The sequence below is a fragment of the Streptomyces sp. SID13726 genome (assembly GCF_010548375.1).
Classification (GTDB): Bacteria; Actinomycetota; Actinomycetes; order Streptomycetales; family Streptomycetaceae; genus Streptomyces.
This window is the reverse complement of sequence record NZ_JAAGLY010000005.1, coordinates 202,859-215,275: the sequence shown is the minus strand read 5'-3', so window position 1 is coordinate 215,275 and position 12,417 is coordinate 202,859. Positions and strand designations below refer to the sequence as shown.

Sequence of the window (12,417 nt, the reverse complement as noted above, 5' to 3'; positions counted from 1 at the left end):
ATCGGATGAGCCTGGGTGAAGGTGCGGCGACGGGCACTCCGGCTCACCGTTGACGGTCTGGCTCCGTTACCGAGCCACCCCCTTCCGTGGCCGGTGCCTCGCCAGGCTTGTCCGTCACTCCCACGTCGAGCAGTGCTTCCGTCGCCGAGCCCAGGTAGTCGAGGGATTTGGCGTCGAAGACCCATGTCGTGCGGTCCCCGCGGGACTTGAAGGTCAGGCCCACGCCGGTGCGGCCGGCGTAGTCCTCGGCGCGGGGGACGAGCGAGACGCCCGGGATCTTCGCCGCGGCTCGGTAGAGGGCGGCGTTCAGGGCGGGGAGGAGGGCGGCGTCGGGGAGCATGTCGCCGATGGTCTCCAGGGTCTGGGCCGGGTCGGACGAGTTCTCGGCGCGGATCTCGCGGAGCAGCTTGTCCGGGTCGGTGGGGAGTTCTTCCAGGTCCCGGAGTGCGGGGATGTTCGGGTCGGGGTTCAGGCGGAGGTCGTGGGTGCCCTTGGAGTACGAGGCGAAGGGGTCCCGGGCGTGGGACGGGGGGCCGTTCAGGACCGTGATGCGGCGCAGGCCCGTGTGCTCGCCGTCCACCGCGGTCCAGCTGGCCTCGCGCAGGGTTCGGATGTCGTCGTCGGAGAACTTCATGAAGCCCTGGGTGCGGACGTAGACGTACTGGTCGTCGCGGACGGGGACGGTCTTCCTCGTGGCGGCGACCGCGGCGGCGCGGTTCAGGAAGGCCACCGCCTGCGGGTCGGGCTCGGGGCGTTCGGTGCGGGTGGCCACGAGCGCGCCGGCGATGATCGCGGCGGTCGCCACGGGGACGGTGATCAGGGTGAACCGGCGGCGCGGCCGGCGGACCGGTGCCGGGGTGGTGAGTTCGCGTAGGAGGTGGTCCTGGAGCCGGTCGTGACGGTCGTCCGTCAGGACCGGTTCACCAGGGCTCGGAAGCAGTCGGGACAGCGTCTCGCGCTCTTCGGGGTTCATCGGTTCTTCTCCTGTGTCGACCGGGCCGTTTCGGGGCGGACACTCGGTACCTGTCCGGTGCACGGTCCGAGTCCCGGTCCCTCCGCTCCGCCCGAGGTCCGTCGAGCCGTCAACTCCGCCTCCGCCAGGCGCCGCAGACGCTGTCTGGCACGGGCGAGCCGGGACCGTACGGTGCTGGCCGGTACGCCCAGCGCCTCGCCCGCGGCCTCGTAGCTCAGGCCCGACCACACGCACAGGGCGAACACCTCGCGTTCGGGCGCGCGGAGCCGGCCGAGGGCGGCGCGGGCGGCGGCCAGTCGTTCGGCGTTCTCCATCCGGCCGACGAGCGCGTCCGCGAAGTCGGGCACGGTGTCGTGGTCCGCCGGGCGCTGCGGGAGCCGGGCGAGGGCGGCGCCGTGGCGGCGGGCGGCCCTGCGGGTGTTGCGCAGGACGTTGGTGGCGATGCCGAAGAGCCAGGCCCGCAGGCTCTCGCCCCCGGGCGGCGGAAGGTCCTCCTCGGGGCGCAGCTTCTCCCGCAGCCGCCAGGCCTCCAGGAACGTCAGGGACACCACGTCCTCTGCGGTGCCCACGTCCCCGGTCAGCCGGGCGGCATGACCGTACACAGCGCGGGCATGCGCACCGAACAACTCGGCGAAGGCTTCCGGGTCACCGGCCCGTATCCGCTCACGCAGGGAAAGTCTCACGATCAGCCCTGTCCGCCCGACGAACCTCGTCTCTGTGACGGCACTCACACCTGCATGCCATGGGAGGTCTCACCGCCGGACGGTCCTGCGTGGCCGGGCGGGGCGGGTCGGCTTCGTCGACGCCGAGGCATTGCCGGGAACGTCACCGAGGTCGCCGAGGTCGGCGGGCGGCGCGTGGTCCACCACCGGGAGGTTGCCGGGCACTTGCCGGGCGGGAGACGGCCGGGGTCGACCGACGCCCGGCCGCGCGGCACCGCTAGAAGCGGCCAGGACGCTTGATGCCCGCCTGCCTGGCCTTCTCGATCCGCTCCGAGCCGGCGTCCTTGCGGTACTCCTCCGCCTCGTTCCAGTCCTTGGGCTGAAGGAAGAGCATTTCACCGCTCCCCGGCACGATGAACGCGCCACCGAAGGGCTCGTCACCCGCGAACCAGACGCCTTCCACGATGCCGACGGGCCACCGACCTCGCAAGGCGTCCTTCGCACGCAGCGTGAAGGGGGTGCCGGCCTGGCCTCCGAAGCGCAGGAAGAGCGTGTGGGTCGACTCCATGCTGTACTTCTCGACCGGGCTGCGGAATTCCAGCGGGTAGGTCCGGAACACCTTCGAGCACTTCCGGACCAGGTTCAGGCGGTCGGCGAGAAGCAGCAGCGTGAACGCGGCGCCGATGATTCCGATGATCCCCAGCGGCAACAGGTAGTCGAGCTGAAAAACGTACAGCTGGATCCAGAGCAGCAGGAACACCGGGAAGACCTTGAGGAACTTCTTCAGCACGACGCCGTAGTAGTACCGCACCGCCCCCCGGAAATCCGACCCGTCGGTCGCGTACGGCGCCGGCGGAGTGTCCGACTCCAGGCCGTGCTTCCATTCTTCTGGCACCGTCATCCGAACGGGCTCCTTTCGTCTCCCCCTGAGTCGTTGGCCGGTTCAGCGGGGTCCGGCGCCGCCGGGTCGTCGAACGTCACCGTACGGGCGACGCCGAGCAGTACGCCACGGTAGTCGTCGGCGAGCTCCACCGCCGGGGTGACCAGCTGCACGGTGATGATCGACGCGGTGCGGGCGACCGGGATGGCCACCGTGCCCTGCCAGACGGTTCCCTGCGCGGGGTCGTCCTGGCCCTCGGGGGGAGCGGTCGGCGCGATGGTGGTGCGCTCCGTCTCCAGGACGTAGCCGGTGCCCACGGGCAGTTCCACGGGCACGATGCCGTTGTCGACCCCGGTCCCCAGCATCTGGAGGAGGACCGCGTCGGGATTGGCCCCCGAGGTGGGAACGGTGGAGACCGTGAGGACGGACAGCGAGGTCCCGCCGTGTTCATCCGGGTGCATACCGAGGGCGCAGCCCATGACCTCCTGGCTCCGCAGCATCGTCAGGACGATGGCGTACAGCCGAAACACCTGGTCGGCGCGGTCCCGAACGTCATCGGGAAGCGCGCTGAGCTGCCGGGCCACCTCCTGGATGCCCTCGGCCGACGGATGGAGGTCCAGCTGTAGGTATCCGTAGGGCAGTCCGTACCAGAATTCCGGCTTCGGCCGGGCCTCCACGGTGTCAAGGAACGCATTCACAGGCGAACACCCCTCATCAATTCGCCGATGCCTTCCAGGACTTCCACCGTTCCACCCTTGAGGCCGGTCGCGGCGGCCGCGCCCTTCGTGATCTCGGACGCATCGTGTCCGGGGCCGTTCTTCGGGAGCACGCCCATGCTTTCCAGGGACGACGCCATGTTCGCCGCCACGTTGACGCCATTGATGCTGTACTGGAGCGCTCCGGTGGCGGGAGAGGTCGCGACATCGAGGGCCTTGTAGCTGAAGGCAGGCACGATTTCCTTGCCGAACGCGCCCAGCTTCGAGCCGAGCGACATGGCCTCGCCCCCTTCCCGGGCTACCGCCGCCACGAGGCCTGCCTCACTGCCGGCCTTGGCGAGGGCTCCGACGCCGGGCACCATGCCGAGGGTGTCACCGACCAGCGAGGCGATGGCGAACGCGCTCTCCTTCGCGCCGTACTTGCCCATCACGGAGTCCCTGAAGTCCTCACTCGCCAGGTTCTTGGCCATGGACACCGCACTCGCCGCGACCGCGATGCCGGCGAAGACCGGCGCCAGCGGAGTCGGCAGCAGGGCCAGCAGGCCAGCGATCGCTCCGATGGTTCCGGCGTGCTCCACGAGGAACTCGCCGACCGCCTTGAGGCCCTCGCCGATGGCGCTGAGGGCCTTGCTGAACCAGCCCGGCTCCTTGGGGGCCAGGTTGTCGTCGGCCTCGTCGAGGCTGCGGGCGACGGTCTCGGCAGCGTCGGTGTGGGTGCCCTCAAGCTCCTTCGCCTTCGTGATGACGGCGTTGTAGGCGTTGTTGGCGTTGTTGAGGTGGGTGGTGGCCTCGTTGAGCTCGCGCTCGGCGGTACGCAGGCGCTCCGTCGCGGCGTCCGCCTCCGCCTGGCTGGGGTACTCCTTGCCGCCGAGCTTGAGGTCGGGGTTGCCCTTGGCCTGGTCGTAGCGGGTCTGGGCCTTGGTGGCGTCGGCCTTGTTCTCACGCGCGGCGTCGTCGTACTTCTTCGCCAGGTCGCGGTGGGAGGTCAGGTCGCCCTCCCACTTGCTCAGCGCCCCGGCGGCCTTGTCGAGCGACTGCGCGGCGTTCTTCATCGCGGTCTTGAGGTCGCCGTCCAGGGTGTCCCGGAACGCGCTCGCCGCGTCACCGTGCCAGCTGGAGCTCGCCCCGAGCAGATACTCGATCTGGCGGTGGCAGTTGTTGAGCGTGTCGGCGGCGGACTTCACCTTGCCGTAGAGCCCGGTGACCTGCTCGGGGATTCCGGGTACCGGATTCCAACCGAGGCTGGGATAAGGGTTGTTGGCCACGGATTACTTTCCCCCGGTATTCGCGGCGTTCGTCTCTTCCATCTTCTTGAGGGCCTTCGAGAGGTTGTCCTCGAACTGCTGGTAGCTCAGCGCGGTCTTCTCCACGCCCTCGTCCACCGCTTTGATCATGTCCTTCAACTGGCCGGTGCCGTACTTCCACTTGTTCTGGAAGGTCTCGCACGCCTCGTCCAGCCGCGGGGTGCCGATCTGTTCGGCGCTGACCGAGGAAAGCGCCGAGCGTGCCTCCTCCAGGTCCGTGACGGACTGCTTCAGAACGCGTCCGAACGATCCCAATTGACCCAGATCGACCTTGAATTCATCCGCCATACGGCGACCCCCTGATGGTGCGATTACGAGCGAGCGGTACAGGCCGTGCGAAGAGCAACACTAAAGTACGGGCAAAGACGCCATTGCGCCCACCTGCGGGTTCGCGTGCACATCTGCTTCTCGATGTTCTTCCAACTCGTCCACGGAGTCCGTACCGAACCGTGACGGACGGGCCTTCCGGCCTCCGCATCCAGTCCCCGCCGGCGCATCCGTTCCCCTCCCCCGCCCGGAACCCGGTACGCACGGACAGGTACCGGACCGCGGAGGCCCTCGGTGAGAGAAGCAGTGCACATCGGTGGAGGTCCGTCCGCCGGGCCCGATCTGGAGGAGCTGGTGGGGCGGGTGGCGCTCGGGGACGAGGAGGCGTTCGCGGGGGTGTACGACGTGGTGGCGGGGTCGGTGCTGGGGGTCGTGCGGGCCGTGCTGCGGGACCGGGCGCAGTCGGAGGAGGTGACGCAGGAGGTGCTGGTGGAGGTGTGGCGGACGGCTCCCCGTTACCGGCGGGACCGGGGGACGGCCGTCAACTGGATCCTCACCCTGGCGCATCGCCGGGCCGTGGACCGGGTGCGCTCGGTGGACGCGGCGGCCGCCCGGGACCACCGGGCCGCGCTGCTGGCACGCCTTCCCGAGTACGACGAGGTCGCCGAGCGCGTCGAGGCCCGGCTGGAACGGGAGCAGGTACGGCGTTGTCTGCGCACGCTGACCGAGCTCCAGCGGCAGTCCGTCACCCTGGCCTACTACCGGGGGCTGACCTACCGCGAGGTGGCCGAGGCGCTGGCGCTTCCGCTGGGGACCGTGAAGACCCGGCTGCGCGACGGGCTCATCCGGCTGCGTGACTGCCTGGGGGTGAGCGTGTGACGGCCGTGGACCCACACCGGCTGACCGGCGCGTACGCCCTGCACGCCCTGTCCGACGCGGAGAACGGCGCGTTCGAGCGGCACCTGACGGGCTGCGAGGAGTGCGCACGGGAGACCGCCGAGTTCACCGCGACGGCCGCGCGACTGGGGCTCGCCGTGTCCACCGCGCCCTCACCGGGGCTGCGGGAACGGGTGCTGGACCGGATCTCTGGGATACGTCAGGTGCGCCCGGGCCCGATCGAGCGGTGCGGGGGTGGCTGGTGGGCTCCGGTGCGGGGTCGGATCACCGGGGTACGTCAGGCGCGTCCCGGCCCGATCGAGCAGCAGCAGCGCCGCGACAGCCGATGGGCTCCGATGCGGGGTCGGATCACCGGGGTACGTCAGGCGCGTCCCCGCCCGATCAAGCAGCAGCAGCGCCGTGACACCCGATGGGCTCCGGTGCTCAGCCGGATCACCGGGGCCCGACAGAAGCGCGGGGACCCGATCGAGCAGCGTCACGACGGCCCGCGAGCCCCGATGCTGAGCCGGGTCGCCAGGGCCCGACAGAAGCGCACGGACGCGATGTCCCAGCCCCGCAGTGGCCCGCGGGCCCCCGTGCTGTCCCGTTGGGCGCTCGCCGCCTGCCTCGCGGTGGCCGTGGTCTCCGGTGGGGGCGCGGTGTGGCAGCACCAGAGGGCCGAGGACGCCCGCGACCGGGCACGCGGCGCGGTGCGGGCGGTGGACGCGATCGCCGCCGTACTGGCCGCGCCGGACGCCAGGACCCGGGCCACCGGCCTGGCCGGCGGCGCCACCGGCAGCGTCGTCGTCTCCCGGAAACTGGACCGGGCCGTACTCCTCGTCACCGGGATGGGCCGTCCGCCGGGCGGCAAGGTCTACCAGCTGTGGTTCGACGAGGACGGGACCATGCGACCGGCCGGCCTGATGGACCCCGGCCGCGCCGACCAGGCCGTGCTGCTGCGGGGCGCCGTCGACGGGGCGTCGGGCATGGGGATCACGCTCGAACCGGAGGGCGGATCGGGACGGCCGACGTCCACTCCGGTCGCTGTGCTGGCCTTCCCCGGGTGACCGAGGCCGCCCCTGGCCGGAGCCACGTCCGCCCCGATCGCCGTCCCGCCCCTCCCCACGTGATCGAGACCGACCCGGCCGGAGCCCCTCCCGCCCCGATCGCCACTCCTCCCCGAGTAGCCGAAGCTGCCCCCGGCGAGAGCCTCATCCCCCCGTCGCCGTCCGCCCTCCCCAAGGTGACCGAGACCGCCCCCGGCAAGAGCCACCCACCCCCGCCCCTCAGAGCACCGGAAAGTCCCCACCCCCGTAGCACTCCTCAGGCAGCGGCTCAGGCGTGGTCGTCGGGGCGAGCAGGTGGGCGACCAGGGCGCCCGTGGTGCGGTGCCAGAACGTGGCGCGGTGCAGCATCGCGTGGTCGGTGTCGGCGAGGAACGCCATGCCCGCGCTGGCCGCGCCGGCGCTCGCCCGGCGTACGCAGGCGGCCGTCTCGGTGGCCGAGGTGACGCGGTCGCGGGCCCCGTGCAGGGCGATGACGTGGCGGCCCGCCGTCTGGGTCACGGGTTCTCCCGGTGGCCACCAGGGCGCGAGGGCGACCAGGCCGCGCACCAGGGGGTGGCCGGCGGCGCGCAGTGCGGCTCGGCCGCCCATGGAGTGGCCCACCAGCACGGTGGGCACGGGCCCGGCGAGTTCGGCGAGGGTGTCCAGGGCGCGCAGGGTGTCCAGGACCGGGTCGGCGCGCTCGCCGTTCCAGCCGCGCAGGCGGTAGCGGACCCGGCCCACCAGGACGTCCGGGTGGGGCAGGGCGGCGGCGACCGCGCGGGCCACGGGGTCCAGCCGCAGCGCGGCCAACTGCCAGGGGCGGGCGGCCCGTTCGCTCGTCTCCTGTCCACCGTGCAGCAGCAGGACGGCCGCCCTCGGGTGCGGCGGTCGCGGCCGGCGCAGGGTCAGCGCCGTCCGTACAGTGTCGTCCTGTGGCTCGTGTGGCTCGTGTGGCTCGATAAGACGCTCCTCGTGTTCCGCGCGCGCACGCACCCTCCCGCGGGCCCATCCTCCCGGATCCCGCCCGTCACCTCCGCCCCGGGCGGGGTGGACGCGGCACGAAGCCGCTCGTGCGCGAGCGGTACTCGGCGTATCCCGGCCGGTCGGCCATGTGGCGTTCCAGCAGCCGTTTCCCGCTGCCCTGTGTCAGCAGCAGGGTCATGACCAGCGGCGATACGACGGTCAGGGCGGCCGTCGGCCAGGAGGCGCAGGCGAGCAGGAACAGGCCCCACCACACGCAGAAGTCCCCGAAGTAGTTGGGGTGTCTCGTCCACGCCCACAGGCCGCGGTCCATGATCCGGCCCCGGTTCGCGGGGTCGGCCCGGAACCGGGCCAGCTGGGCGTCCCCCACCGCCTCGAAGCAGATCCCCACCGCCCACAGCGCGGCTCCGGCCCAGGTGAGGGCGGTCGGCGGGCCGGGCGCGTACTGCGCGGTCTGCACGGGCAGGGACACCAGCCAGACGAGCGCGCCCTGGAGGAGGTAGACCTTGCGCAGGGCGTACGCGTCGCGGCTGCCGGGTGCCTTGGCCAGCATCGCGTCGTAGCGCGGGTCCTCGCCGTGACCCCGGGCCCGGCGGGCGATGTGCACCGCCAGGCGCAGCCCCCAGATCGCCGTCAGCGAGGTCGCCAGCAGCCGTCGTACGGGATCGCCCTCCCCGCTGGAGGCGGCGAGGGTCACCGTGGCCACCGCCGTGAAGGCGAGGCCCCAGGCGACGTCGACAACCCGGTGCACGCCCGCGCGTACCCCGACGGCGAAGGTGACGAGCATGACGGTGAGGGCCGCGGCGGCGGACCAGGCGAGGTTGAGCGCGAACGCGCTCCAGGGGAAGCCGTTCACGGTCGCTCCTCGGTGCGGCCGGGGGCGTCCTTGACGAACAGGTACTGCTGGACGTCGAGGTAGCCCGAGCGGAAGCCGGCCTCGGAGTAGGCCAGGTAGAACGTCCACAGGCGGTGGAAAACGTCGTCGAAGCCGAGGGCGGTGACTTCGTCGGCGCGTTCGGTGAACCGTTCGCGCCACAGCCGCAGGGTCTCGGCGTAGTGGGCGCCGAAGGCGTCGCGGCGGGTGAGGCGCAGCGCGGTGCGGTCGCGGGCGGTGTGCTCGATCGCCTCGGTGGAGGGGATGAGGCCGCCGGGGAAGACGTACTTGTGGATCCAGGTGAAGGTCTCCCGGGTCGCGAGCATCCGCGCGTGCGGCATGGTGATGGCCTGGAGCGCCACCCGGCCGCCGGGGGCCAGCCGGGCGTCCAGGGCGCGGAAGTAGACGGGCCAGAACTCGGCGCCGACCGCCTCGATCATCTCGACGCTGACCACGGCGTCGTACTCGCCGCGTGCCTCGCGGTAGTCGCACAGGTCGACGCGGACCCGTTCGCCGAGCCCCGCCGCGCGCGCCCGTTCCGTCGCGAGCTCCTGTTGCCGTGCCGAGAGGGTGAGCGAGGTGACGCGGGCGCCCCTGGCGGCGGCCCGCAGGGCCAGTTCGCCCCAGCCGGTGCCGATCTCCAGGAGCCGGGTGCCCTCGCCCACTCCGGCGAGGTCGAGCAGCCGGTCGATCTTGCGGTGCTGGGCCGCCGCGAGCAGGTCCCGGCTCGCGGGGAAGCCCCGGAAGACGGCGGCGGAGTAGGTGAGGGTGTCGTCGAGGAAGAGGGCGAAGAGGTCGTTGGAGAGGTCGTAGTGGCGGCCGATGTTGGTGCGGGAGCCGTCGGGGGTGTTGCGCTCCGCGCTCGGGTGGCGCGGGGCCCACAGGCCGCGCAGCCGTTGCAGCGGGGCGGGGATCAGCTCGGCTGCGTGTCCGGCGAGCACGGTGAGTACGGCGACCAGGTCGGGGGCGTCCCACTCGCCCGCCATGTAGGACTCGCCGAAGCCGACCAGGCCGTGGGTCCCCACCCGCGCGTGGAACGCTGCCGGGTCCCGCACCTCCATCAGCGGCCCGCCCCCGCCGAGGTCCCCGGCCCCGGCGTACCGGACCCGCAGGGGCAGCCCGCCGAGGGCCCTGCGGACGAGCGCCGCGGTGAGGGCCGTACGCGGGCGGGAGGCGGCGGGGACGCGGGAGACGTCGGGCCAGCGGGCGGGGTCGACGGCCGACGGCGCGGTGCCGCGGGTTTCCGCTGTCGTCATGTGGCTTTCTCCGGGGTGCGGTGGTCGGGGCGGGGCTGGACCGGCAGGCCCCGCAGGAACAGGCGTACGCCGTGGACGCGGATCGCGGTCGCGACGGCGAGGGTGGACCAGGGGTGGCGAAGTGCCAGGCGCAGCAGGGTTGTTGGGCTCGCGGTGCGCCGGGTGCCGCGTACGGTCGCGGTGAAGGCCCTGCCGTGCTCGCGGTCCAGGTGCACGGTCAGGTCGAGGCGTTCTGCCGGTTCCGGGAGCCGCATCCGGTAGTGGCCGTCGACCGGGAGGAACGGCGAGACGTAGAACCGTTTCGCGGCGCGCGCGGTGCCGGTCGGGTCCGGGTGCAGGAGGTAGGAGTGGCGGCCGCCGTAGGTGTTGTGCACCTCGGCGACCACGCAGCGCAGGTCGCCCGCGGGGCCGTGGCACCAGTACAGGGTGAGCGGGTTGAACACGTACCCCAGCACACGCGCGTGGGTCAGCATCAGGACCCGGCCGCCGTCCAGCCGCACCCCGTGCCCGGCCAGGAACGCGTCGAGCCCTGCCCGGATCGAGGGGTGCTCGCCGGTGAAGTGGTCCCGGGGGTCGAAGCGGGCCAACGGCCTGAGCGGGAAGGGCAGTCGGGGCGGCCGGTCGGGGTCGAGGAGCCACAGATAGGTGCGGTGGCGCAGGGTGCGGCGGCGGGGCGCGGTCCGCACGTGGGCGATCGTGCAGGGGTAGAGGGCGGGTACGGCGTTCACCAGCGCGCTCCCAGCGCGGCGGCGGCCTCGACGCCGGAGCGGCAGCCGTCCTCGTGGAAACCCCAGCCCTGGTAGGCACCGGCGAACACGCAGACGGGGGAGGCGAGTTCGGGCATTCTTCGCTGGGCCGCGACCGACTCCGGGGTGAAGACGGGGTGTTCGTAGACCATGCGGGCCAGGACCCGGCCGGGGTCGACGCGGTCCTCGCCGCCCAGCGTCACGACGAACGTGTCGGTGGCGTCGAGGCGTTGGAGCCGGTTCATGTCGTAGCTGACCCGCACGTTCTCGGCACCGGCCGCGCAGGCCGGCATCAGGTAGTTCCAGGAGGCGCGGGCGCCGGGGGCGCGGGGCAGCAGCCGGGTGTCGGTGTGCAGGAGCGTGGTGTTGCGGGAGTAGCGGAAGGCGCCCAGCAACTCCCTTTCCCGCGCGGTCGGATCGGCCAGCAGGCGCAGCGCCTGGTCGGGATGGACCGCGATCACCACGGCGTCGTACGACTCGGTGGTGCCGTCGGCGGCGGTGACGCCGTCGGTGTCGGCGTGCCGCCGTACGGACCGGACGGGGGTGCCGGTGCGGATCTCGCCGATGTGCTTGGCGACACGGTCGACGTAGCTGCGGGAACCGCCGCTCACCGTGCGCCACGTCGGTGAGCCGCCCACCGACAGCATCCCGTGGTGCTCCAGGAACCGGAACAGGTGGGCGGCCGGGTGGAGTTGGGCGGTGACGGCGTCACAGGACCACACGGCGGAGACCACCGGGGTCATGAAGTGGGCGCGGAAGTAGGCGGAGAAGCCCTCCCGGTCCAGGAAGTCGCCGAGGGTGAGGGTGTCGTCGCCGTGGCCGGCCAGCAGCCGCCGGGCGGCCCGATGAAAGGCCGGCACCTCCGTGAGCAGCCGCAGATAAGGCCCCCGCACGAGATTGCCCCGCTGGGCGAACAGTCCCCCCGGACCGCGGGCCCCGGCGTACTCCAGCCCGCACCCCTCGCACCGCACCGACATGCTCATCTCCGACTCCCGGGTGGCCACGCCGAGTTCGTCGAAGAGCCGCAGCAGGTTCGGATACGTACGGCGGTTGTGCACGATGAACCCGGAGTCCACCCGGTGCACCCTGCCGTCGTACGCCGACGTCACCTCATGCGTGTGCGCATGCCCACCGAGCCGGTCATCGGCCTCGTACAACGTGACGTGCCCGGTCCGCCCCAGCAGATAAGCAGCACTCAGCCCGGCGACCCCGCCCCCCACGACAGCCGTCCGCACCCCGCACCGCCCCACCTCCCCCGACCTGCGCCGTCCCTCCATCGACCTGTACTCCATCACCGCTCCTCCGTCGTTCGCGTACCTCGGTCCGGGCGTAATCCGGAGCGGGGCGGGGGGTGGATTGGCCGGGGGCGTGGGGTGAGTGGTGGGGAGGGGCTTCGGGGTGGGCCGGGCTGGGGTCGACGTGGGGCGGCTGGTCGAGGGGGCGGGGGTCGGTCGGAGGGGGATCGTCCGGCAGCGGAGGCGGCGGTGTCGGTGTGGTCCGGAGCGGAACGGGTGAGCCGCTCGGCGGGGGCGGACACCTGGCGGAAGGGACGGCGGTCGGCTGGAGGGGAATCGTCCGGCAGCGGAGGCAACACCGGCGTGATCCGGAGCCGGACGGGTGAGCCGCTCGCCAAGGACGGCCCACTGGTGGAAGGGGCGGTGGGTCGGCCGGAGGGGGTCATCCGACCGCGGAGGCAGCACCGGCGCAGTCCGGAGCGGGACGGGTGAGCCGCTCGGCGGGGGGCGGACACCAGGTGGAGGAGCAGCGGACCGGGAGGCGGATCACCTGGTGGAGAGCGCGGCGGACTGGCCTGAAAGGGGGCCGGCCGGCGTAGCA

At 72.4% G+C, this 12,417-nt stretch carries 13 protein-coding genes and 2 pseudogenes; 3 read left to right on the top strand and 12 right to left on the bottom strand.

The features are described from left to right. Positions 1-43: 43 nt before the first annotated feature. The 7 genes from G3I78_RS15255 to G3I78_RS15230 all read right to left on the bottom strand — a co-directional run bounded on the left by G3I78_RS15255 (position 44) and on the right by G3I78_RS15230 (position 4,823). Entirely contained in the window at positions 44-973 is a 930-nt protein-coding gene (locus G3I78_RS15255; RefSeq protein WP_164424607.1) for a CU044_5270 family protein, read from the bottom strand. Further along, positions 970-1,656: an RNA polymerase sigma factor gene (locus G3I78_RS15250; protein WP_343243762.1), complete on the bottom strand. Its 687-nt coding sequence runs from the start codon at positions 1,654-1,656 to the stop codon at positions 970-972. The genes G3I78_RS15255 and G3I78_RS15250 overlap by 4 nt, the downstream gene beginning before the upstream one ends. 69 nt (positions 1,657-1,725) lie before the next feature. Beyond that, positions 1,726-1,860 carry a hypothetical protein gene (locus tag G3I78_RS52835; protein WP_275424819.1) on the bottom strand — a complete coding sequence of 45 codons (135 nt, stop codon included), beginning with the start codon at positions 1,858-1,860 and terminating at the stop codon, positions 1,726-1,728. 52 nt (positions 1,861-1,912) lie between these two features. Then, positions 1,913-2,536, bottom strand: a complete 624-nt coding sequence (locus G3I78_RS15245) for a hypothetical protein (RefSeq protein ID WP_164424605.1) — start codon at positions 2,534-2,536, stop codon at positions 1,913-1,915. Continuing rightward, positions 2,533-3,213, bottom strand: coding sequence for a hypothetical protein (locus G3I78_RS15240; RefSeq protein WP_164424603.1), 681 nt, complete (start codon positions 3,211-3,213; stop codon positions 2,533-2,535). The genes G3I78_RS15245 and G3I78_RS15240 overlap by 4 nt, the downstream gene beginning before the upstream one ends. Then, positions 3,210-4,496, bottom strand: coding sequence for a putative T7SS-secreted protein (locus tag G3I78_RS15235; RefSeq protein ID WP_164424600.1), 1,287 nt, complete (start codon positions 4,494-4,496; stop codon positions 3,210-3,212). Before G3I78_RS15235 ends, G3I78_RS15240 begins: the two co-directional genes overlap by 4 nt. A 3-nt stretch (positions 4,497-4,499) precedes the next feature. Further along, complete coding sequence (locus G3I78_RS15230; protein WP_164424589.1) at positions 4,500-4,823, bottom strand: hypothetical protein; 324 nt, start codon at positions 4,821-4,823, stop codon at positions 4,500-4,502. A gap of 273 nt (positions 4,824-5,096) precedes the next feature. Between G3I78_RS15230 and sigK the strand changes: the two genes are divergently transcribed. From sigK to G3I78_RS15215, 3 genes and pseudogenes are all read left to right on the top strand, one after another. Then, entirely contained in the window at positions 5,097-5,681 is a 585-nt protein-coding gene (gene sigK, locus G3I78_RS15225) for an ECF RNA polymerase sigma factor SigK (protein ID WP_164424587.1), read from the top strand. After that, positions 5,678-5,914: pseudogene (locus tag G3I78_RS15220) on the top strand (zf-HC2 domain-containing protein); the annotation flags it as partial. The gene sigK and the pseudogene G3I78_RS15220, both read left to right, overlap by 4 nt. Positions 5,915-6,196: 282 nt before the next feature. Then, positions 6,197-6,745, top strand: a pseudogene (locus G3I78_RS15215) (anti-sigma factor); the annotation flags it as partial. A 219-nt stretch (positions 6,746-6,964) separates the two neighbouring features. On the opposite strand, the gene G3I78_RS15210 reads toward G3I78_RS15215, so the two are convergent. From G3I78_RS15210 to G3I78_RS15190, 5 genes are all read right to left on the bottom strand, one after another. Beyond that, on the bottom strand, positions 6,965-7,633 hold the full coding sequence (locus G3I78_RS15210; protein ID WP_164425272.1) for an alpha/beta fold hydrolase: 669 nt from the start codon (positions 7,631-7,633) through the stop codon (positions 6,965-6,967). Positions 7,634-7,751: 118 nt separating this feature from the next. Further along, positions 7,752-8,561 (bottom strand): DUF1295 domain-containing protein, encoded by an 810-nt coding sequence (locus G3I78_RS15205; RefSeq protein ID WP_164424585.1) that lies wholly within the window; start codon positions 8,559-8,561, stop codon positions 7,752-7,754. After that, the gene (locus G3I78_RS15200; protein ID WP_164424583.1) at positions 8,558-9,835 is read right to left on the bottom strand and encodes a class I SAM-dependent methyltransferase; all 1,278 of its coding nucleotides are present in this window, start codon (positions 9,833-9,835) and stop codon (positions 8,558-8,560) included. The genes G3I78_RS15205 and G3I78_RS15200 overlap by 4 nt, the downstream gene beginning before the upstream one ends. Then, positions 9,832-10,563, bottom strand: coding sequence for a DUF1365 domain-containing protein (locus G3I78_RS15195; RefSeq protein ID WP_164424581.1), 732 nt, complete (start codon positions 10,561-10,563; stop codon positions 9,832-9,834). The genes G3I78_RS15200 and G3I78_RS15195 overlap by 4 nt, the downstream gene beginning before the upstream one ends. Further along, positions 10,560-11,873 (bottom strand): FAD-dependent oxidoreductase, encoded by a 1,314-nt coding sequence (locus G3I78_RS15190; RefSeq protein ID WP_164424579.1) that lies wholly within the window; start codon positions 11,871-11,873, stop codon positions 10,560-10,562. The genes G3I78_RS15195 and G3I78_RS15190 overlap by 4 nt, the downstream gene beginning before the upstream one ends. Between the last annotated feature and the right edge of the window lie 544 nt (positions 11,874-12,417).